We start from the raw sequence: 21,427 nt of genomic DNA, 5'->3' as shown, positions 1-21,427 counted from the left end.
GAAAAATGTAAGGCTATTCAATTTCTTAAGACTAAACTGATTTATACAATGAAGTAACAGTCTTTGAAAAAGGAGATTAGCAATGAAAATAGTTATCTTTGGAATGCTCGCCATTGTCATTATTTTAATTGGTGGTTATGCCGTTATTTAAAATTGCACAACTGTTGTAACCAATATTCAATTTAACCACTTACTATGTTAATCTGATTTGGCACTGTATAGACGATTGCAGAAAATGTACTATACGAGTTTTGACGTTTTAAAAGGGAGTTTAAGGTCGTGGTTATCTAAAATTAGTGTAGTAAGAATATTAAGATAAATAAGAAGTATCCAATAAAGGGCTAAAGATAAAGCAAGCGAAAAAAATAGTGCATTTTCTTCGCTTGCTTTTGTATTTTTTTAGATTATTATTTGAAGAGAATCTAATACCTCGTCCAACGTTCATTTGTCAGTTATTTAGACCCTTTACTTTCAATCATAATCTTCGGGCTAGACATATAAAGGGGAGAAAAGTCAATTTTCTGACTTCTTAGACAGCCTTGTCATTATTTAAGCTCACACTAAATTGTTTCGAAGTGCTATATAATGAATTGGATAACCCTTTTAATTGTAAACCAATTTCATGAGTGCTTTCCATTTGCTTTATTTGAATATTACTTGTAGAAAGCATTTGTTCTGTACTGGCAAGGGTTTCTTGTGAGATTGATGCAAAGCTTAATGTTTCTTCTTCTAGGTCCGGCAAAATCTGTTTTAAACTTTGAAGCTCTCCTTGCATTCCTTGAAGCTTTTTACTAACCGTATCAATTTCATTCATTAATTCATCAAAGGATGCTTTTGAATCGTTTGCCGTTTCTAGGTAGCTTCTAATTTTCATAAGCATATCGTCAAATTCATTTGTAGCTCGAATCGTTACATCTTCCATTTCAATAATTGATTTTGAGATATCTACAGTAGCAGACGAGGATTGTTCTGCAAGTTTACGGACCTCGTTCGCAACAACTGCAAATCCTTTTCCCGCTTCTCCTGCTCTTGCTGCTTCGATTGTTGCATTCAGGGCCAATAACTTCGTTTGATCAGCGACACCTTTAATTAAGCCTACAAGATTTGTTATGGAGGATGAATGCTCCTTTACTTGTTGAATCGTTGACGTCATGTGCTCAAACTCTCGCTCAAAACTGTGGATTGTATTAATTAAATATGTATTGTTCTTTTCTCCACGCTCTGCAGATATATTCATATCTTCTGCGCTTTGAAATACCGTATCCATCCCCGAAATTAACAGTTGTATTTTTTGTTTCATTGCTCTGAAGCCCTGCACACTATTATCCGAGCTACTTGCTGTTTGTTCAGCACCATGCTTTACGACATTAATAGCTTCAATTAACTGACGGCTATAAGACAGTGCATCTTCAGAAGAATGACTCAATTTTTCTCCAGTTGTTTCTAGCTCTGTTGTTGTTTCATTTATTTCATTTATAACGTTTCTCATCTGTTCAATCATCATATTAAAGCTCAACTTTAGGGATTGTAGCTCTGGAATCGTTGTTTTAATTAAAGCTTTTTCATTTAAATTCCCCTCACGTACCTTTGTCATAACATTTCTCAGGTCATTGAGAGGTTTTGTTAGACTACGAACAAACAAAATTATAAGAAGAGTTGAAACGATTATGCTAACAGCCATTACAACGATCATAAATTTAGCCATTTCATTTACTGGTCCCAAATAAGATGCTGTCGGAACTACCAATAGGGACTTCCCATCAATTTCCGGCACTTTTAAAACGGAAATTGTATAGTCTTCACCATTAATTTTTTGCTGAAAGACACCTTTATCTTCACTTTGTATCTTTTTTATAAAAGAGTCTGTGAAAGATATGTTTGCTTTATTGCTTACTTTAAATGGTTTGATTTCTTCTTCTGTATAATAGAATATATGTGCTTTAATTCCATCTGTTTCTAACTGGCGTTGCTGATCACGAATGCTAATCTCTAATTGCTGCATAAAATAGGAGTCATCACTTACATATAAAAACTTTAAGTTTTTAGCAACATATGCCATAACCTCTGATTCACGACTTATACGATTTTCAATCGTCTCAATTGTCGTATCTCTTGCCTTTAAATAGGAACTAATTCCTACAATTGTAATGGAAACGACTAATAAAAAAATAAATAAAAATAATAATCGGCTTTGCAAGTTAACGTTTGCAAATACTTTATCCAAAAGCCGATTAGGTGCTGATAGATTTTCCCTTTCAGTTTTCTTTGTCTTTCCAGGCTTTTTCGATTTATGCTTTATCTTATGTATGAGTCTATTTTTTAAGTGGTTCGCCCATTTCTGTTCCAAAACTGAGCCCTCCAAATCTCGTGTAATTTTGACTCATTATAACATTTAAATATTAAGCTAGTGTTAAGAATGAATACCTCGTCAATATGGCAATTTACTTATTTTTCAGAGATCAACAGTAGTTATCTAGAACTATTTGTATGTCTCCAAACTTGAAATCGAGTATAACTTCCTAATGAAATTTTGCGCGGCGGAAAACCTTTATTGTGTTTCCATATGATGACCTTAAGAGGTTAAAATCTTTATATAAAGTGGTTAATTAGGGAGTATGAACCTGATTCATGCTTGTACATCTTTTCTCTATACACTTGTTGTTATAATAACAACTAAAATATTTCTCCAAATTCGTATTTTTATCCTAAAATTCACAAGACTTACTCGAATATATAAAAAGAAAAGGCAACGGAAAACTTCATTATTTTTCCATCACCTTTATTTTTAGATTAAGCAACTATTATTGAGCGATTATTCTTCCGGCTCTTCAACATCAACATACCTGTCATTCATACAATTATCGCAAACACCATAGATGTCATACGCCTCTTCCTCCTGGTGTTCCTCTGTTCTTCCGCAAACCTCACAAATTTTCGGCATACTATCACCTCTTATTGTTTAATTGGTCCTTCTTCATTCCTCACTTCAAAGCCGCTATCAACAATTGCCTGGTGAAAGTCTTGGATGGAGGCTGCCTTTTCATCATAGGAAATCGTTGCTTCACCCTTATCGAGCTGAATCTCGACATTGCGAATTCCCCACACATCATGTAACGTTTCACTTACTCTTTTCGCATCCTCTGGTGTGTTCATATCTTTTAGGGAAATCGTTTTTTTCACTACCATCTTTAACACCCCTTTGTCTACGTTAATGAAACGACTTTTGATTCGTATTAAATTCCTTGCCCATCCCTTGGAGGAAGCCTGTCATGGTTGCGATAGAGGCAAGAACATCCGGATCATTCATTGATTTAATGAGCCTCCATTTGCTTACCTTGCCGTCTTGTTCACCCATTTGGTCTAAGCCGCTCATAACAGCACTCATCAATGTATTTACCTTTTCTGGGTCCATTTCACCAACGAGCTTTACCATGTTAATTGCATTTTTGATCGTGTTGTGCATGTTCGGTTGATTTAATTGTCCCATAGCAAGGACACCAACCTTTTCACGCGTTTTTAATAATCCCTTCACCGCATCTAACACACCTGCGCTATGCAGCTCTTGAAGGATTTCCAGGCTAGTTGTTATTGCCTCGCGATTATTTGCGATTAACGAGATAATTTCACCTATTGCTTCAGCCTGTTCCTCCGCTTTCGTCGGTACCCTTTTTTCAATGTGATGAATAGGCTTGGCCATCATCTGTTCCCTCACTTTCCATCATCTCAGGGATTTGTATGAAATCACGGCGATTCCATTTTTTCTCAACCTCTACACCAATATGTGGCTGACGATTACCAAAGCGATAGTTTTCCTTAATGATCGGTGAAGGACCTTCAGCCTCGAGCACCTCCATCTTGACGTGCATCTCTTTGTAGTTAGGTGTATGTGTAATTTTATCGTGATAGCTACTTGTTAATTTGTTCACTGCCGACTCATCACTTCGTGTATTCATCGGTAAATAAAGTTGTTTTCCTTTTACAAGATCAGTTACCCAAACTCTAATCTTTACTTCACCATACGGAGAAATTAATTTCACCAATGCTCCTGTCTTTATCCCTCTTTCCTTTGCTAGCTCAGGAGACACCTCAAGCCAAGGATCTGGAACCTTTTTCGCAATCCCTTCGACGCGATACGTCATATTGCCTTCATGGAAATGCTCAAGCATCCGTCCGTTATTTAAATGCAAATCATACTCTTCTCCAACCTCAAGCGGCTCCGTCCATTCAACAGGAAAGAGACGCGCTAAGCCATCTGGGAAGCCGAACTTATCTTCATAAAGAAGCGGTGTGTCTGTTCCATCAGCAGCAACTGGCCATACGAGACTATTCCAGTTTTCAAGGCGTTCATAGCTTACTCCTGCAAAGATTGGCGCAAGACTAGCAGCCTCTGCCATAATTTCACCTGGATGTGCATAATTCCAATTTGCCCCTAGTGCATTTGCAATTTCTTGAAAAATCACCCAATCAGGCTTACTATCACCAAGTGGCTCAAATACTTGGTAAAGCCGTTGAATTCGGCGTTCAGTATTTGTAAACGTTCCTTCCTTTTCTAGGCTTGGTGAAGCTGGAAGAACAACATCTGCATACTTCGCCGTTTTTGAAAGGAAGATGTCCTGAACAACGAAGAAATCAAGCTTTTCAAACGCATTTTCTACATAATTAATGTTTGAGTCTACTAGCCCCATTTCTTCACCGAATAAATACATTGCCTTTACCTTTCCATCCATAATTGCCTCTACAATTTGGTGGTTATTTAAGCCAGGCTTTTTCGGGATTTCTGTCCCCCATTTTTTTTCATAACGAGCTCTTACCTTATCATTTTCAACTGGCTCATAGCCTGGCAACCATGCAGGCATTGTTCCAAAGTCACATGCCCCTTGAACATTGTTATGCCCACGCAATGGATAAGCACCACAACCTGGCTTTGCATAATTTCCTGTCACTAATAAAAGATTCGAAATCGCTGTACTTGTATCAGATCCACCCATATGTTGAGTAACACCCATTGCCCAAAGAATACAGACCGTTTTTGCCTCATGAATCATTGTTGCGAGCTGAATAAGCTCTTCCTTGCTAACACCTGTTTTTTCCTCTGCATATTCGAGAGTGAATTTATCTAATGATGAAACATATTCCTCATAGCCTTTTACCCGTTTTTGTAAAAATTCTTGATCCTGCCACCCCTGTTCGATAATATATTTCGTTATCGCATTTAACATGACTAAATCACTACCAGGGTTTGGATGGATTTTAAAATCAGCCATTTGTGCCAGCTCATGCTCACGTATATCAGCAACAACAATTTTTTGTCCATGATGCTTATGAGCGCGCTTCACCCGAGTTGCAAGCACAGGATGTGATTCAGCGGGGTTAGCCCCAATAACAAAGACGAGGTCAGAACTTGCAATATCCTTCATCGTTCCAGAATCACCACCATAGCCAACCGTCCGCATTAAGCCTGTTGTTGCAGGTGATTGACAATACCGTGAGCAATTGTCAACATTATTCGTCTTGAATATTGAACGGGCTAACTTCTGGAAAAGATAGTTTTCTTCATTTGTACATTTTGACGAGGCAATAAACCCTAATGATTCAGGACCATGCTCATCCATTGTCGTTTTAAGCTTTGATGCAACAAGAGCAATTGCTTCCTCCCAAGTAGCTTCAACAAACATATCTCCCTGACGGATAAGCGGCTTCGTCAGACGGTCCTCACTATTAACAAAGTCCCAGCCGAATTTCCCCTTCACACACGTAGAAATTCCATTCACTGGTGCTTCAGCTTGTGGCTGTATTTTTAAAATATCCCGATCCTTTGTCCAAACCTCAAAGCTGCAGCCAACTCCACAGTAGGTACAAACAGTTTTAGTTCGTTTAACCCTATCCTCCCGCATCGTTGCTTCAATATTTGATATTGTAAATATCTCTTTGTAGCCTGGCTCTACCTCTTTTGTAAGGTCAATCATCGGTTCAAGAATATCCTTTGGAATCCCTGTCATATAGCCTGCTTTTCCAAGCATCGATTTTTCCATTAATGCATTACAAGGGCAAACCGTTACACAATGGCCACATGATACACATGATGATTCGTTTATCGGGACATCATTATCCCAAATCACCCTTGGGCGTTCCCGTTCCCAATCAATACTTAACACTTCACTCACTTGAACATCCTGACATGCTTCCACACACATTCCACATAAAATACATTGGTCCGGTTCATAGCGATACATTGGATGTGAGTTGTCTGCAGGGTATGGTTTTGGTTCAAATGGATATTTTTGATGCTCTATGCCGAGATGCTCTGCGGTATTATGTACTTCACAATTCCCATTGTTATTATCACAAACCGTACAATAAAGCTCGTGATTTTTTAAAATTCGCGACATCGCTTCATGCTGCGCAGCTTGTGTTTTTTGTGAATTTGTATTAACCTTCATTTCTGGCTCTGCCTTTGTTGCACAAGCTCTTTTTAACTCTCCATTTATCTCAACCATACAGGTATCACATGTTTGCAATACACCAACTCCAACCTGTGGCTGATATGAACAAATTCCAGGTATGTATAAGTCACTATGATTTTTCGCAATTTCAAAGATCGATTGCTCAGAGCTGGCCTCATATGTCTTCCCGTTTATTTCAATCGAGAATGTTTTCAAAGATTCATGCCTCCTTCTAATGTTTATTTTCTAATACTATTTTTCACTATTTTTTAACTGATATACTCAAATTCTCCTTGTCTCTCTGTCTTTATACTCATTAATACAAAATAAATGGAATCCATGATATAACGAATGACTTATTTCTAAGCTCTGTTGCTTTTTATTAGCGGTTGTTTTATTAATGATGCAGTGCTCACTTTCTGCACCAATCACCCTTTAAAAAGCAATAACAAAAAGACCTTCCGACTAGGAAGGCCTTTCACATGAACTATTTCGCTTTTGCCAGCACCATAAAGCGATGCTGTGTAAAATCAATATAACCCTTTTGCTCAACTTTCTGATGAATCTTATATAAACTAGGTAGGAAGGCTTCAACATCAAAATTAGGGACTTGCCAAGGAATGGCTTTTAAATAATAAACCAATGCGCCAACATCATAAAACCGCTGTGTTGGATAATCCTCACAAGCTTTTATCACTTCAAAATTATATGTCTTTAACTCTTTTAAAGCTGCTTTTAAGCTCCAATCAGCATATTCATGGTTAATCGAGACACCTAACATCTCATTTATCCCTTTACAGTCAAGACCACCAACCTGTTGCGTTAAAAACATTCCATCGTTTTTGAGAATCCTTCTTACTTCCTTCGCTGAAAAGGATTCATGTTGATTCAGAATAAGGTCAAACTGTCCTGTCTGAAATGGAAGCCTATTATCCTCTTCTATCTGAACCACCTTTACTCCTAATGGTGTTAAACGAGCTTTTGCAATTGTTACATTAGGCAAATAGCTTTCTGTTGCATAAACGGAAGGTGGAAAAGGTCTTAACGATTCTAAAAACTCTCCACCACCTGTTCCCATATCTAACATAGATGATGCCTGTTGAATCGCTCGAATAGCCATACTTCCATATGACCATGGCAATGGCTCACTTCTCATTCTGCCTGAATCTGTAATATACGAAAAATCCCAGCCGACAAATGGTTCATCAGCCTGTTTAATAAAAGCACGAAATGAATGTTCCATTATGATTCCCTCCAAATTTATTGTTAACGTTATAAAAATTTGTCTATTTGGAGGACCTCTTTGTGATACGAAAAATTGTTATGTATCATGTTCTTTTCTGTTCATTTTTCATCTTCGTTTAACATATTTTCATTAAATTTAGTAAAGTGGGGTTTTATAAATTTGGTTGCTGCAACATAACTAAGCATTGCCAAGCCAAGTAGTAAAAAGCAATAGTGGAAGCTTTTTAATCCTACTGTTGGCGAATTTGCTATTACAGAACTCCCACAAAGAAGAAGCAGCCCAAGACTAGTTAAAAGCACCGTGAACATGCCATTACGCCTGAATAGTATAGAGCTTAATAAAACGATAATGTACATACCACTAAAAAACATCATGAGCGGGAATAGCGGTAGAAACTTTGCTGCGTATACAACATGATCAATAGGTAATATATCATTTGCTTGTTCCACCGAACCGTTCATCATCCGAGAAAATATTGCTGAATATTTCCATTCCCATGGATTATCTAAAATCTGACTACCTTCATACCAAGCTGCAGCAGTTGAGATAAGGAATAAAAGAAAAGCTGTTCCTAATTGAGTCCATTTACTTAACAACACGCTCAAATCCCTCGATTCTATTTGCATTTATATTCTTCTTAATAAGACGAATCCCATCGAACAAAGTTCCTTTTTCTAACAATTTTATTTGTACCATTTCTGTAATATTATTACAATTATTTTATCATCTAAGTCTATAAAACTTAAGTTTTATCCTATACAATCGTTCGAACTGTCTAAGGTGAGCATAAATTGACAGGATGGATTTCATTTATGCTGCTACAATTTTGTTAGGAGTTGAGAAGCATGGCACTAGTTGAATCATTACAAAAGGCAATCGATTATATGGAGGACCATTTATTAGAAGATATCAAAATTGAAGATATCGCAAAGGAAGCTAATATTTCGCCGTTCCATTTCCAGCGTACGTTTATGATTCTGACAGATATATCAATCGGAGAATATATACGCCGGCGCCGTTTGACATTAGCTGCTCAAGAATTAATAAGTACAAACAGAAAAGTTATCGATCTTGCCTACCGCTACGGCTATGAAACTCCCGAGGCTTTTTCAAAGGCTTTTCGAAAGCAGCATAAGATTACTCCAACTGAAGCGCGAAAAGGGTTTGGAAGGCTGCAAGCTTATAATCGCCTAACAATACAGGTTAGTCTGAAAGGAGCAGATCCCATGAATTATCGAATGATTGAAAGAAACGCCTTTCAAGTGGTCGGTGTCAAGCGTACATGTACTACAGAGACAACAAATGAAGGTTTACCAGGTATTACAGATTTTTGGGCTGATATGCATCAACAAGGTGTAATCAAACAATTACTTGAGCAAAATGACGGGCAAATAAAAGGATTATTAGGTATTAATGACTGCTACAATGATGAACAAAATACGCTTGATTATTGGATTGCAACGGAACATAAAGGAAGCGTACCAGAAGGCATGAGTGCGTTTCATTTTCCAGCTTCAAAATGGGTCGTGTTTGAGGTACGCGGCCCCGTACCAGATGCTTTTATTCAAACATGGCGCAGCATTTATTCAGAATGGTTCCCGTCGAATAGGTATGAGCCAGCAGACATCGCAGGATTTGAGCTTTATATAAGCGAGGATGTTAATCAACCAGATTCGATAAATGAGATTTGGATTGCAATTAAATAAGCTGTAAATTGCTAAGGGCAGGTTTTGTTAACCTGCCTTTAGTTCGTCCTTATCTTTCGTATTACTGTTGATTTTGCTCTCCTTAAAATCCTACTCCTACCAAACTAAACTATTTCTGACAAGAAATTTACCATCGAATCGGATCGGGACTCCCTTACCATCCTTTTCTGCGTGAATATGTAAATGTGGTTCGGTTGTATTACCCGAATTGCCGACAAGACCAATCGGTTGACCTCTCTTTACAGCATCACCTGCTTCCACAAGAATACTCCTTTTTTTCATATGAGCAATAAGGATAGTTGTATTCTCATTTTTACAGTTGATTTTGACATAATTCCCTTCCGGATTTTCGGATCAGCCTTCGGTGGAGCTAAATCCGGTAAATCATTTCTTGCTTCGATAATTTCACCAGTACAAGGACTATATAATGTATCCTCATAAATTTCATATTTAGATAGCTGCTCAGGGTATATGCCCGTTGCTCTCATCCCAAATTGATTCAGTTTCAAAACATCTAGTGCATACTTTTGCTCTGGATATGATTGATGATAGTTCAATTGCACATGATTCCCACCTTGACCAACATAATACCACCCATCCTTTAATGGGAAGTCAAGTTCGATCGCTTGCTCATTTGTTGAAAATCCGCTAAATACCCACACATTATACATACCGAAGATACCGATTAACAAAACACTAATTCCAAGTGAAAGCTTTTGCTTACCAGTATCATTCAGCATAAATGATAACTCGCGAGCCTTTCTCCATGAAATAATGAAGACAACAATAAATAAAAGAACCCAAACAAACCGCAGGTAATAACTAAACCAGCTCCATGGCGATGAAAAAAATCCCCAGCTTATTACTAAAAGTGCCAGTAACCCATGCAATATCCATTCAAGCCTACTTTGATATTTTCCTCTCCATAATGAATAAATAAAATAAGCTGGCAGGATAAACTGGACGACAATTAATTGTAATATAGCAACTATCATTTTTTATCTCCTTTATATAAGAACAAATGTTATTAATGCATACGAGTGAAAAACCGATAAGTTCCTTTTAAATCTCATCCTTATTTCATTTTAGCTTCATGAAAATGAATGAATTCATCGTCTCAGGATACATTAACAAAGAGGTTATTAAAGGAGGATTCACATGGAAAACACACATGAATTTGTAGAAAAATTACACGAAGATCAAACTAAGGCAAGACAAAACGAAAAACGCCAAAGCAAAGCACAGGCTAATCGTAAATTACCAAATAAACAGCATAGCACGAATAAGTAATGTCCATTTGGCTGCTAATCTGCAGCCTATTTTCTTATCTTACATTTTAAGAATCATATGATTTCAACTTTCCATTCTTCCAATAAATCGATTATGAGAGGTGAAGACAATGAAAAAGCATTTTCTACTCATCATTTGTCTGATTTATTGCCTAGTCATTGTAGCTAATTCTGCTTATGCTCAAAGACCGAGCAATCTTTACGAGGTAAAGCCTGATGATACGTTATCTAAAATCGCACAAAAATATCATACCTCTATAGCAGATCTTAAATTATACAATGGTTTGCAAGCAAATACCGTTACAGAAGGACAAAAGCTACTTGTTCCAATTACGTATACGGTTCGCTCTGGAGATACGTTAAAACATTTGTCTTCAACCTTTCAGCTATCAAGTGAGACAATAAAAAAGGCAAACCGACTTTCTTCAGACCAACTACAAAAAGGGCAACAATTAAGGATTGTTCCTAAAAAGCTAAGCATGCATGGTCAGCATATTGTTATGACAAGGGAACAATTTAAAACGTGGCTAGAAAACAACACATTTAATCGCAAAATCACACTCATTCAGCATCATCACACATGGCTGCCATCATACAAGGATTTTACTGGAAATAACCATTTTGCAATGCTCGAGGGAATGGAAAATTTCCATAGAAAAAAAATGAACTGGAAAACGATCGCTCAAAATCTTACAACATTTCCCGATGGGACTATTGCCGTCTCAAGGCCATTTAATATTGCCCCGGAAGGTTCAATTGGAAATAAAGCGAACGATGCCGGACTAATGATTGAAAATATCGGTAATTTCGATATCGGACATGACGTCATGACAAAGGAGCAAAAGGATACAATCGTCTACATGACAGCACTACTTTGTCTCAAATTTGGATTAACCCCATCAATTGATAGCATTACCTACCATCATTGGTGGAATTTAAAAACCGGTGAAAGAGTATTAGACAACGCCAAAAGCTTTGACGTTAAAACATGTCCAGGGACCGGTTTTTTTGGTGGAAACACAACCACCAGTGCAAAAAAATACTTTTACCCACTCATCCAAAAGCAAATGAATGAAATCTCCTCTACTTTTGAATAAAATTAGGAAAGGGACAGTCCCCAGTGGGGACTGTCCCTAATAGATCCTTCTTAACCTGCCACTTGTTGCTCGGAAAATTGGCTATTGTATAGGTCAGCATAAAAGCCTTTTTTCTCTAATAACTCTTCATGTGAGCCTTGTTCAATAACCTTTCCTTGGTTCATAACGAGAATTAGGTCAGCATCTCGGATTGTTGAAAGACGATGAGCGATGACAAAGCTCGTTCTTCCTTCCAACAAACGATTCATAGCTTGCTGAATAAAAATCTCTGTTCGAGTATCAACACTTGATGTCGCCTCATCTAAAATCATCATTGGCGGGTTAGCTAAAACAGCTCTGGCAATCGTTAATAATTGTTTTTGACCTTGGGAAATATTCGATGCCTCTTCATTTAAGACCGTGTCATAGCCATCAGGCAATGTTCTAATAAAATGGTCGGCATGAGCAATTCGTGCTGCCTCAAATATTTCCTCATCCGTTGCCCCTTCCTTGCCATAAGCTAAATTCTCTTTAATCGTTCCATTAAAGAGCCAAGTATCCTGAAGAACCATCCCGAAGCTTTTTCTTAACTCACTTCGCGAAATTTCCCTCGTATCAATTCCATCAATTTTAATTTTTCCGCCGTTCACCTCATAGAAGCGCATCAATAAATTAATCATTGTCGTTTTCCCAGCACCAGTTGGCCCAACAATTGCAACCGTTTGACCAGGTGATACATGAAGATTCATATCGGTAATTAATAAATCATCACCATAACCAAAATCAACATGCTCAAAATCAACCTCACCTTTTGCATTTGTAAGAGTTGCTGTTGTAACTTCCTTCACTTCTTCCTCTTCATCTAAAAGCTCAAAGACACGTTCAGCAGCTGCAACTGTTGCTTGAACAATATTTGCAATGTTTGCCGTTTGCGTAAGCGGTTGGGTAAACTGCTTTGAATACGTAATAAATGCCTGAATATCCCCGATTGTAATCGCACGTTGGGTAACTAAAATCCCACCTACAACACTAATAACAACATAGCTGAGATTTCCGATAAAAAACATGAGCGGCATGATAATCCCTGAAACAAATTGTGCTTTGCTTCCCGCTTCATATAATTCTTCGTTAACGGTATCAAACTTAGCCCCTGCTTTTTTCTCATAGCCAAACGCTTTAACAACCTGATGACCGGTATACATTTCTTCAATATGACCATTTAGCACACCAAGTGTCCGTTGCTGATCAGAAAAATGCTTTTGCGACCGTTTAAGAATTGGTCCAATCACAAAGAGTGAGATTGGCAATGTAATAACAGTAATTAATGTTAACAATGGACTGATTGTAAGCATCATAATGATAATCCCAACAATCGTAACAATCGACGTTATAAATTGTGTTAAGCTTTGCTGAAGCGTGCTACCGATTGTATCGATATCATTTGTTACCCGGCTAAGGATTTCACCATTTGTTCGTCCATCAAAATACTTCAACGGCAATCTTTCAAGCTTTTCATTCACATCTTCCCGTAAATCATAGACTGTTTTCTGAGCAACACTAGACATAATATATTGTTGAACATAAGTAAATAAACTACTAAACACATATAATCCAGCTAAAAATAACAAAATCCGCCCAATCTCTGGAAAATCAATTGCCGCTCCTGGAACTCCCTGAAACTTCGCATAGGCTCCTTCAAACAGTAAGGTAATCGCGTCACCCATGATTTTCGGACCAACAATCGTAAAGACCGTACTTAAAATTGCCGCGATAAATACTGCAGTTAATTGGTTTCTTCTAGGTTTTAGATAGGTTAGAAGCCGACCAAGTGTCCCTTTGAAATTTTTCGGCTTTTGTCCCATCACCATCATGCCACCACCTGGACCATGACCAGGATGTCCGCCTTGAGGCTTTTTATGCTTACTCATGCAATCTCCTCCTCTGACAGCTGGGACTCGACAATCTCTCGGTAAACATCATTTGTTTCAAGCAGCTCTTGATGTGTTCCCATTCCTGCAATTTTCCCATTATCTAAAACAATAATTCGATCTGCATCAACAACTGTACTTACACGCTGAGCAACTAATAGCATCGTCGCATCACGTATCTCATCCTTCAATGCAGCTCGCAGCTTTGCATCTGTTTTAAAGTCTAGCGCAGAGAAGCTATCATCAAAGATATAAATATCCGGTTTACGGACAAGAGCTCTTGCAATCGATAGTCTTTGCTTTTGGCCTCCAGATAAATTCGAGCCACCTTGTTCAATCTCAGAATGATAGCCATCAGGCATTTTTTGAATGAAATCATCAGCTTGAGCAATTTTTGCTGCATGAATAATCTCATCCTCTGTTGCATCCTCTTTCCCGAACCGGATATTATCTGCAATCGTCCCTGTAAATAACACGGCTTTTTGTGGGACAAAGCCAATCTTTGAACGGATTTCTGCTTGAGAGGCATCGCGAATATCAACACCATTGACACGAATAACACCACTTGATACCTCATAAAATCGGGGAACTAGATTAACTAGCGTCGATTTTCCTGAACCCGTACCACCGATAATAGCAGTCACCTCACCTTGCTCAGCAGTAAAGCTAATGTTCGATAATGCAGGCTCCTCCGCTCCTGGATAACTGAATGACACGTTTTCAAATTCAAGCGTACCTTGCTTCTTATTTGCGTGCGATGTTCCATTATCTTGGAAGGATGGCTTCATTTCAAGAACATCATTAATTCGCTTCGCTGATACAGCAGTTCTCGGAATCATGACAAACATCATCGATGCCATAACAAGCGCAAACATAATTTGCATCACATATTGGATAAATGCCATCAAATCACCAATTTGCATTGCACCGTTATCGATGCGAATTCCACCAAACCAAATGATAGCAACAACTGTTAAATTCATCACAAGCATCATTACAGGCATCATAAACGCCATTACTTTATTCACCTTGATCGAAACATCTGTTAAATCTCGATTTGCCCGCTTAAGACGTTGCTTTTCTTGCGTTTCCTTATTAAATGCACGAATTACGCGAATCCCTGTTAAATTTTCTCTAAAAACAAGATTCAATTGATCGAGTCGCTTTTGTACAAGCTGAAACAGCGGCATCCCGATCTTGAATATCAAAAGTATCGCACCAATTAACACAGGCATTGTAACAAGTACAATTAGAGAAAGCTTCGGATCCTTTGATACCGCCATAATGATGCCTCCAATTAACATAATTGGAGCACTAACGACCATACGCAGCATCATGATGACGACCTGCTGAACTTGGGTAATATCATTTGTCGTCCGTGTAATGAGTGAAGCTGTACCAACCTCATCAAATTCCTGTAAAGAAAAATTCTCGACATGATAAAAAACCTTTTTTCGAACATCTCTACCAAATCCCATTGCTGCACGGGACGAATAATAGCTTGCAACGACTGATGCCAACGCACCAATCGCTGAAACACCAAGCATCAAACCACCGATTTTCCAAATGTATGCCGTATCACCTGATACAACTCCTTTATCAACGATATCGGCCATAAGTGTCGGTAAATATAGCTCAGCCATCGATTGCAAAAAGATCAAACCTAATACAGCTAAAATCATCCATTTATATGCTGTTAACTTCTTTAATAATTTGAACAATTTCAGTTTCCCCCCTTTTCATTACCTTGCCGCTCCAAAAAATCAGCTAGTTGACGATGTGCTTCAAGAAGACCTTCATACTGCTTATCTGATAAAGTTTGGATTGCAGATTGAAAAATCTTAAACAATCCATCCTCACGATTATGAACTGATTTTAAAAACGCTACACCCTCATCTGTGATCATTAACTGTATTTCACGGCGATTCCCTTCCATCTGCGCTCGGCTTAAGTAATTCGCACGAACGAGTCCATCAACAGCTTGACTTAATGTACTTTTCGGAAAAAAGGTTACCTCTCCTACCTTTTTCTGTGACATTTTCACGTTTTGAGCAACCGTCGTCAAAATTGTATACTGTGGGACGGTTAATCCACTCTCAACAGCAGCTTTTTGAACGTATCGCATAATGTTTTTTTGGACATGATAAAAGGATTGCAAAAGTTCGATTGCTCGCGGTAATTCTGAAGTTTCCTTTTCCATCATTATCACCATCTTCCATTTTCAAATAGTTCCATTCCGAACTGTTTATATATGAACTTTAAACCTTTTTAACTAATTAGTCAATCGATTCTCACTAAATTCTTCCTATCTATTAACCTTAAACTTATATGTCTAAAATCCTATTAAACAAAGGCTTTCAATCCTTCATTTCTTATTATGGCATTTTCATCCAGGAAAAACCTTTTGTAAAACGCTTGCAATACAAATTATTTTAGATATAATACTTGTATACAAGTATACTTGAATAATAAGCAGGTGAAATACATGTCAGAATTAAAGGAATTACTTTATCCTTCAAAATGGCTTGCAAAGGCTTCCGCTGGCGACCGTGTTGCATATGAGCTAAGAATGCGAATTATTTCTGGCTTGATTGAAAGCGGTACCGTTCTATCTGAAAATAAATTAGCTGCTGATTTTGCGGTGAGTAGGTCTCCTATTCGGGATGCGCTAAAAATTCTTGCCTCTGAAAATATCATTCGTTTAGAAAGAATGGGTGCAGTAGTTATTGGTCTAACCGAAAAGGAAATTGAAGAAATTTATGATGTTCGCTTACTTATTGAAACATTTGTATTTGAACGACTTGTCAAAATTGACACAACAGAGCTCGTTATCGAGCTTAGTAAAATATTAGAAATGATGAAGGTTGCCATTAAATATCACGATGCTGACGAATTTTCCTATCAGGATATCCTGTTTCACGAAACGATTATTCGCTCAGTTAACCACTCATACATCCTTATGATTTGGGACAATTTAAAGCCAGTTATGGAAAGCTTTATTCTCATTTCAATGCGAACTCGTTTCAAAGAGAAGTATGAGGATTTCACTAGAATTATTAACAATCATGAGCTCTATCTGGAAGCGATTAAAACTCGAAATCGAGACCTCATGATTAAATCTTTACATGAAAACTTTGATGATGTTCAAGGAAAAGTTGAAGACCTATGGATGTCACAACAAATGTATTCCAAAGGAGTCGAACAAAATAATGACTAGCTATATGTTAGGTATTGATATTGGTACGACAAGTACAAAAGCTGTTTTATTTACTGAAGAGGGTAAAGTCATTGCAAATGAAAATATCGGTTACCCGCTTCATACCCCGGATATTTCGACAGCAGAACAAAATCCAGATGAAATTTTTCAAGCTGTTTTACAAGCGATTACATCGATCACGAAAAAACATTCTGAGAAAAAGATTGGCTTTGTTTCTTTCAGTAGTGCCATGCACAGTTTGATTGCAATTGGTCAGGATGATAAGCCGCTCACACCATGTATTACATGGGCTGATAATCGGAGTGAAGCATGGGCACATAAAATCAAGGATGAGTTAAACGGTCATCAAGTGTATAAGCGAACTGGTACACCAATTCATCCAATGTCACCTTTAACGAAAATTACTTGGATTGAGAATGACCGACGTGAAATCGCTAACAAGGTGAAAAAGTATATCGGCATTAAGGAATATATTTTCTTCAAGTTCTTTGACCAATATGTTGTTGATTATTCCCTTGCCTCTGCTATGGGAATGATGAATCTGAAAACGTTAGATTGGGATGAAGAAGCATTAAGTATTGCGGGAATCACAAGCGATAAATTATCTGAGCTCGTACCAACTACAAAAATCTTTAGCAACTGCAAACCTGAGTTAGCAAAGCAAATCGGAATAGACCCTGAAACACCATTTGTCATTGGTGCAAGTGACGGTGTTTTATCAAACCTTGGTGTAAATGCAATTCGAAAAGGTGAAGTGGCCATTACGATTGGAACGAGCGGAGCGATTCGAACAATTATTGATAAGCCGCAGACAGATGATAAAGAACGAATTTTTTGTTACGCCTTAACTGAAAACCATTGGGTCATCGGTGGACCTGTTAACAATGGTGGAATGGTGCTTCGCTGGATACGAGATGAGCTTGCATCCTCTGAGGTGGAAACAGCGAAAAGATTAGGTATTGACCCATATGAGGTATTAACAAAAATCGCCGAGAGAGTTAGACCAGGCTCAGATGGGCTGCTATTTCACCCATACCTTGCCGGTGAACGTGCCCCATTATGGAATCCAGATGTCCGCGGTTCATTTTTCGGATTAACGATGTCACATAAAAAGGAGCATATGATTCGAGCTGCCTTAGAAGGTGTCATTTACAATTTATACACTGTGTTTCTTGCCTTAACAGAATGTATGGACGGTCCTGTAACACGGATTCAAGCAACAGGAGGCTTCGCAAGATCAGAGGTATGGCGCCAAATGATGGCCGATATTTTTGAATCTGAAGTTGTCGTACCTGAAAGCTTTGAAAGCTCATGTCTTGGTGCTTGTATTTTAGGACTTTATGCAACTGGAAAGATTGACAATTTTGAAATCGTTTCAGAAATGATTGGCAGCACGTACAAGCACTCTCCACAGGAGGAGGCTGCAAAGGAATACCGAGAATTGATGCCAATTTTCATTAATTTATCAAGAGTATTAACAGAAGATTATACGCGCATTGCGAATTATCAAAGAAGTTTACTCAACTAGAATAGACAATAGGAGGATTTATCATGCCATTAGTTATCGTAGCTATCGGAATCGTAGCATTACTCATTTTAATTATGGGATTGAAACTAAATACGTTTATTTCATTAATCATTGTTTCCTTCGGTGTTGCTTTAGCGCTTGGAATGCCACTTGATCAAATCGTTAAAACGATAGAGGCTGGATTAGGCGGAACACTCGGACATTTAGCATTAATCTTCGGACTTGGCGCGATGCTCGGAAGATTAATTGCTGACGCTGGTGGTGCACAACGAATTGCGATGACCCTTGTTAATAAATTCGGTGAAAAAAATATTCAATGGGCTGTCGTAGTAGCTTCATTCATTATTGGTGTTGCCTTATTCTTTGAAGTAGGACTAGTATTATTAATTCCAATTGTTTTTGCAATCTCGAAAGAATTAAAGGTTTCAGTCTTGTTCCTCGGAATTCCGATGGCAGCAGCATTGTCAGTCACACACGGATTTTTACCACCACACCCAGGTCCAACCGTAATTGCTGGTGAATATGGAGCAAACCTTGGTGAGGTATTACTTTACGGCTTTATTGTTGCTGTTCCTACTGTCATTTTAGCAGGTCCAGTATTTACAAAAATTGCGAAAAAGCTCGTTCCAAACTCTTTCACAAAAACAGGTAGTATTGCATCTTTAGGTGAACAAAAAACATTTAAATTAGAAGAAACACCTGGATTTGGTATTAGTGTATTTACAGCAATGCTTCCGGTTATCTTAATGTCAATTGCAACAATTATTAATTTACTTCAAAAAACAATGGGCTTTGAGGATAATAGTTTACTTGCTGCAATACGTTTTATTGGAGATGCTTCCACATCTATGCTAATCTCATTATTAGTTGCTGTTTATACAATGGGCTTAGCAAGAAAAATTCCAATCAAAACAGTAATGGAATCTTGTACAACCGCAATTACACATATCGGAATGATGCTATTAATTATCGGTGGTGGCGGTGCCTTCAAACAAGTGTTAATTGATGGCGGTGTTGGTGACTATGTTGCAGAGCTATTTAGCACAACAAATTTATCACCAATCTTGCTTGCATGGTTAATTGCTGCAATCCTTCGTATTTCATTAGGTTCAGCAACCGTTGCAGCATTAACAACTGCAGGACTTGTTATTCCAATGTTAGGTCAATCTGACGTGAATCTTGCTTTAGTTGTTCTGGCAACAGGAGCTGGTAGTGTCATCGCATCACATGTTAATGACGCGGGCTTCTGGATGTTTAAGGAATACTTCGGATTAAGCATGAAAGAAACATTTGCCACATGGACATTACTAGAAACAATCATTGCTGTAGCAGGATTAGGATTTACTTTATTACTAAGTTTATTTGTATAAGTCCATACTACTTATAGGTAAGGCAGTAAACCCCATTTTTTATATGAGGGTTTACTGCCTATTCATCTGAGAGAAAGGGAGTTATAAAATGGGAAATACAATTGGTGTTATCGGTCTAGGAGTTATGGGAAGTAATATCGCACTAAATATGGCGAATCATGGTGAAAAGGTTGCTGTCTATAATTACACGAGAGATTTAACTGACAAGCTCATGGAAAAAAGTGAGGCACAAGCACTTCATCCATATTATGAAGTTCAAGATTTTGTTCAATCTTTAGAGGTTCCACGTAAAATCTTTGTCATGGTTACTGCTGGAAAAGCAATTGATTCTGTTATTAGCTCTGTCGTTCCGTTCCTTGAGGAAGGCGATGTCATTATGGATGGCGGTAACTCCCACTATAAAGATACTGAGCGTCGCTATGATGAATTAAAAGCAAAAGGAATCGGCTATTTAGGCATCGGAATTTCCGGTGGTGAGGTCGGTGCATTAACTGGCCCTTCGATTATGCCTGGCGGAGATAAAGACGTTTACGATAAAGTAGCACCTATTTTAACAAAAATCGCTGCACAAGTTGATGGAGATCCTTGCTGTGTTTATATCGGTCCAAAGGGTGCCGGTCATTTTGTAAAAATGGTACATAACGGAATTGAATATGCTGATATGCAATTAATTGCTGAAGCATACACATTTTTACGAAACAGACTACATTTACAGGTTGATGAAATTGCTGAAATTTTTGAAACATGGAATAAAGGTGAGCTTAAAAGCTATTTAATCGAAATTACAGCTGAAATTTTAAGAAAAAAGGACGAATTAACAGGCCTTCCATTAATTGATGTCATCCTTGATAAAACTGGTCAAAAGGGGACAGGAAAATGGACAAGCATGCAGGCGATTGATAATGGAATTCCATCTTCCATCATTACTGAATCATTATTCGCCCGCTATATATCCTCGTTAAAAGAAGAACGTGTTCAAGCAGAGGACGTTTTAGCAGGTCCAGAAGTAGAGCTACAAGAGCTTGATAAGGAGCAGTGGATTGAATATATTCGCCAAGCATTATACATGGGAAAAGTTTGTGCCTACACTCAAGGCTTTGCCCAATATAAAATGAGCTCTGACCTTTATAACTGGAATTTACCATTAAAGGATATCGCTCTTATCTTCCGTGGTGGATGTATCATTCGTGCAGACTTTTTGAATGTTATTAGCCAATCATTCAGTAAGCAGGAAAATTTATCGAATTTACTTCTTGCTCCATTCTTTGCTGAAAAGGTTAAGGAATACCAAATGGGATTACGTAAGGTTGTTAGCGATGGAGTTCTGTCTGGTATCTCGTTCCCATGCTTTAGCTCCTCACTTACTTACTATGATAGCTATCGCAATGGTCGCTCAAATGCTAGTCTGCTTCAGGCTCAACGCGATTACTTCGGCGCTCATACTTATGAGAGAATTGATCGTGAAGGTGTTTTCCATACAAACTGGCAATAAGAAGATTGATAAAAAAAGAGGCTGGGACATAACTAGCTCTAAATAGTGAGAAAGGTGAATTTGAGGGTACTCAAATTCACCTTTCTCTATTTTTTTGTGTGAAATACTCCATTACACTACTTGTTTGGCAGT

General features: G+C 38.0%; 19 protein-coding genes. 7 read left to right on the top strand and 12 right to left on the bottom strand.

The window, feature by feature from the left end; all coding sequences use genetic code 11:
* Positions 1-529: 529 nt before the first annotated feature.
* The 7 genes from ACTJJ9_RS20450 to ACTJJ9_RS20420 all read right to left on the bottom strand — a co-directional run bounded on the left by ACTJJ9_RS20450 (position 530) and on the right by ACTJJ9_RS20420 (position 8,288).
* Positions 530-2,347, bottom strand: coding sequence for a methyl-accepting chemotaxis protein (locus tag ACTJJ9_RS20450; RefSeq protein WP_255451864.1), 1,818 nt, complete (start codon positions 2,345-2,347; stop codon positions 530-532).
* A gap of 465 nt (positions 2,348-2,812) precedes the next feature.
* Positions 2,813-2,941, bottom strand: a complete 129-nt coding sequence (locus ACTJJ9_RS20445; protein WP_255451863.1) for a hypothetical protein — start codon at positions 2,939-2,941, stop codon at positions 2,813-2,815.
* An 11-nt stretch (positions 2,942-2,952) separates the two neighbouring features.
* Positions 2,953-3,186 carry a heavy-metal-associated domain-containing protein gene (locus ACTJJ9_RS20440; protein ID WP_095299417.1) on the bottom strand — a complete coding sequence of 78 codons (234 nt, stop codon included), beginning with the start codon at positions 3,184-3,186 and terminating at the stop codon, positions 2,953-2,955.
* 22 nt (positions 3,187-3,208) lie between these two features.
* Positions 3,209-3,700 carry a DUF1641 domain-containing protein gene (locus tag ACTJJ9_RS20435; protein WP_145581703.1) on the bottom strand — a complete coding sequence of 164 codons (492 nt, stop codon included), beginning with the start codon at positions 3,698-3,700 and terminating at the stop codon, positions 3,209-3,211.
* Positions 3,672-6,659: a formate dehydrogenase subunit alpha gene (gene fdhF, locus ACTJJ9_RS20430; RefSeq protein WP_145581702.1), complete on the bottom strand. Its 2,988-nt coding sequence runs from the start codon at positions 6,657-6,659 to the stop codon at positions 3,672-3,674. Before fdhF ends, ACTJJ9_RS20435 begins: the two co-directional genes overlap by 29 nt.
* A 271-nt stretch (positions 6,660-6,930) precedes the next feature.
* On the bottom strand, positions 6,931-7,686 hold the full coding sequence (locus ACTJJ9_RS20425) for a class I SAM-dependent methyltransferase (protein WP_186324187.1): 756 nt from the start codon (positions 7,684-7,686) through the stop codon (positions 6,931-6,933).
* Positions 7,687-7,787: 101 nt separating this feature from the next.
* Entirely contained in the window at positions 7,788-8,288 is a 501-nt protein-coding gene (locus tag ACTJJ9_RS20420) for a YjdJ family protein (RefSeq protein ID WP_186324186.1), read from the bottom strand.
* Positions 8,289-8,534: 246 nt separating this feature from the next.
* Here ACTJJ9_RS20420 and ACTJJ9_RS20415 point away from each other — a divergent pair, with 246 nt between their 5' ends.
* Positions 8,535-9,395 (top strand): effector binding domain-containing protein, encoded by an 861-nt coding sequence (locus tag ACTJJ9_RS20415; RefSeq protein ID WP_145581700.1) that lies wholly within the window; start codon positions 8,535-8,537, stop codon positions 9,393-9,395.
* Between the two features lie 96 nt (positions 9,396-9,491).
* Here the strand turns inward: ACTJJ9_RS20415 and ACTJJ9_RS20410 are convergent, their stop codons facing one another.
* Both ACTJJ9_RS20410 and ACTJJ9_RS20405 read right to left on the bottom strand, forming a co-directional pair.
* Positions 9,492-9,677 (bottom strand): M23 family metallopeptidase, encoded by a 186-nt coding sequence (locus ACTJJ9_RS20410; RefSeq protein WP_255451862.1) that lies wholly within the window; start codon positions 9,675-9,677, stop codon positions 9,492-9,494.
* Positions 9,674-10,390, bottom strand: a complete 717-nt coding sequence (locus ACTJJ9_RS20405) for a M23 family peptidase (RefSeq protein ID WP_255451861.1) — start codon at positions 10,388-10,390, stop codon at positions 9,674-9,676. Before ACTJJ9_RS20405 ends, ACTJJ9_RS20410 begins: the two co-directional genes overlap by 4 nt.
* A gap of 163 nt (positions 10,391-10,553) precedes the next feature.
* Between ACTJJ9_RS20405 and ACTJJ9_RS20400 the strand changes: the two genes are divergently transcribed.
* Both ACTJJ9_RS20400 and ACTJJ9_RS20395 read left to right on the top strand, forming a co-directional pair.
* Complete coding sequence (locus ACTJJ9_RS20400) at positions 10,554-10,685, top strand: DUF4023 family protein (protein WP_145581699.1); 132 nt, start codon at positions 10,554-10,556, stop codon at positions 10,683-10,685.
* 109 nt (positions 10,686-10,794) lie between these two features.
* A complete protein-coding gene (locus tag ACTJJ9_RS20395; protein WP_145581698.1) occupies positions 10,795-11,781 on the top strand; it encodes a LysM peptidoglycan-binding domain-containing protein in 987 nt (328 codons plus the stop codon).
* Positions 11,782-11,831: 50 nt separating this feature from the next.
* Here ACTJJ9_RS20395 and ACTJJ9_RS20390 read toward each other — a convergent pair whose 3' ends face one another.
* Genes ACTJJ9_RS20390 through ACTJJ9_RS20380 form a run of 3 tightly spaced genes read right to left on the bottom strand, consistent with a single transcriptional unit; the run spans position 11,832 to position 15,891 of the window.
* Positions 11,832-13,688 carry an ABC transporter ATP-binding protein gene (locus tag ACTJJ9_RS20390; RefSeq protein ID WP_145581697.1) on the bottom strand — a complete coding sequence of 619 codons (1,857 nt, stop codon included), beginning with the start codon at positions 13,686-13,688 and terminating at the stop codon, positions 11,832-11,834.
* Positions 13,685-15,409 carry an ABC transporter ATP-binding protein gene (locus ACTJJ9_RS20385; protein WP_145581696.1) on the bottom strand — a complete coding sequence of 575 codons (1,725 nt, stop codon included), beginning with the start codon at positions 15,407-15,409 and terminating at the stop codon, positions 13,685-13,687. The genes ACTJJ9_RS20390 and ACTJJ9_RS20385 overlap by 4 nt, the downstream gene beginning before the upstream one ends.
* A gap of 2 nt (positions 15,410-15,411) precedes the next feature.
* Positions 15,412-15,891 carry a MarR family transcriptional regulator gene (locus ACTJJ9_RS20380; protein ID WP_255451860.1) on the bottom strand — a complete coding sequence of 160 codons (480 nt, stop codon included), beginning with the start codon at positions 15,889-15,891 and terminating at the stop codon, positions 15,412-15,414.
* Positions 15,892-16,173: 282 nt separating this feature from the next.
* Between ACTJJ9_RS20380 and ACTJJ9_RS20375 the strand changes: the two genes are divergently transcribed.
* The 4 genes from ACTJJ9_RS20375 to gnd all read left to right on the top strand — a co-directional run bounded on the left by ACTJJ9_RS20375 (position 16,174) and on the right by gnd (position 21,295).
* A complete protein-coding gene (locus ACTJJ9_RS20375; protein ID WP_145581694.1) occupies positions 16,174-16,905 on the top strand; it encodes a GntR family transcriptional regulator in 732 nt (243 codons plus the stop codon).
* On the top strand, positions 16,898-18,433 hold the full coding sequence (gene gntK / locus ACTJJ9_RS20370) for a gluconokinase (RefSeq protein ID WP_145581693.1): 1,536 nt from the start codon (positions 16,898-16,900) through the stop codon (positions 18,431-18,433). Before ACTJJ9_RS20375 ends, gntK begins: the two co-directional genes overlap by 8 nt.
* Positions 18,434-18,456: 23 nt before the next feature.
* The gene (locus tag ACTJJ9_RS20365; protein WP_095299382.1) at positions 18,457-19,803 is read left to right on the top strand and encodes a GntP family permease; all 1,347 of its coding nucleotides are present in this window, start codon (positions 18,457-18,459) and stop codon (positions 19,801-19,803) included.
* An 88-nt stretch (positions 19,804-19,891) separates the two neighbouring features.
* A complete protein-coding gene (gene gnd, locus ACTJJ9_RS20360) occupies positions 19,892-21,295 on the top strand; it encodes a decarboxylating NADP(+)-dependent phosphogluconate dehydrogenase (protein WP_145581692.1) in 1,404 nt (467 codons plus the stop codon).
* Positions 21,296-21,427 lie beyond the last annotated feature (132 nt).

It is taken from the genome of Metabacillus sp. 22489 (genome assembly GCF_052044855.1).
GTDB classification, from domain to species: domain Bacteria; phylum Bacillota; class Bacilli; order Bacillales; family Bacillaceae; genus Metabacillus; species Metabacillus niabensis.
The sequence above is the reverse complement of the archived record's forward strand: the minus strand, read 5'-3'. Positions and strand labels throughout refer to the sequence as shown.

Coding starts and splice junctions, on each gene's coding strand:
- ACTJJ9_RS20445 (WP_255451863.1), bottom strand. CDS start 2,941: ATGCCGAAAATTTGTGAGGTTTGCGGAAGAACAGAGGAACACCAGGAG.
- ACTJJ9_RS20440 (WP_095299417.1), bottom strand. CDS start 3,186: ATGGTAGTGAAAAAAACGATTTCCCTAAAAGATATGAACACACCAGAG.
- ACTJJ9_RS20435 (WP_145581703.1), bottom strand. CDS start 3,700: ATGATGGCCAAGCCTATTCATCACATTGAAAAAAGGGTACCGACGAAA.
- ACTJJ9_RS20425 (WP_186324187.1), bottom strand. CDS start 7,686: ATGGAACATTCATTTCGTGCTTTTATTAAACAGGCTGATGAACCATTT.
- ACTJJ9_RS20415 (WP_145581700.1), top strand. CDS start 8,535: ATGGCACTAGTTGAATCATTACAAAAGGCAATCGATTATATGGAGGAC.
- ACTJJ9_RS20410 (WP_255451862.1), bottom strand. CDS start 9,677: ATGAAAAAAAGGAGTATTCTTGTGGAAGCAGGTGATGCTGTAAAGAGA.
- ACTJJ9_RS20405 (WP_255451861.1), bottom strand. CDS start 10,390: ATGATAGTTGCTATATTACAATTAATTGTCGTCCAGTTTATCCTGCCA.
- ACTJJ9_RS20400 (WP_145581699.1), top strand. CDS start 10,554: ATGGAAAACACACATGAATTTGTAGAAAAATTACACGAAGATCAAACT.
- ACTJJ9_RS20395 (WP_145581698.1), top strand. CDS start 10,795: ATGAAAAAGCATTTTCTACTCATCATTTGTCTGATTTATTGCCTAGTC.
- ACTJJ9_RS20390 (WP_145581697.1), bottom strand. CDS start 13,688: ATGAGTAAGCATAAAAAGCCTCAAGGCGGACATCCTGGTCATGGTCCA.
- ACTJJ9_RS20380 (WP_255451860.1), bottom strand. CDS start 15,891: ATGATGGAAAAGGAAACTTCAGAATTACCGCGAGCAATCGAACTTTTG.
- ACTJJ9_RS20375 (WP_145581694.1), top strand. CDS start 16,174: ATGTCAGAATTAAAGGAATTACTTTATCCTTCAAAATGGCTTGCAAAG.
- gntK (WP_145581693.1), top strand. CDS start 16,898: ATGACTAGCTATATGTTAGGTATTGATATTGGTACGACAAGTACAAAA.
- ACTJJ9_RS20365 (WP_095299382.1), top strand. CDS start 18,457: ATGCCATTAGTTATCGTAGCTATCGGAATCGTAGCATTACTCATTTTA.
- gnd (WP_145581692.1), top strand. CDS start 19,892: ATGGGAAATACAATTGGTGTTATCGGTCTAGGAGTTATGGGAAGTAAT.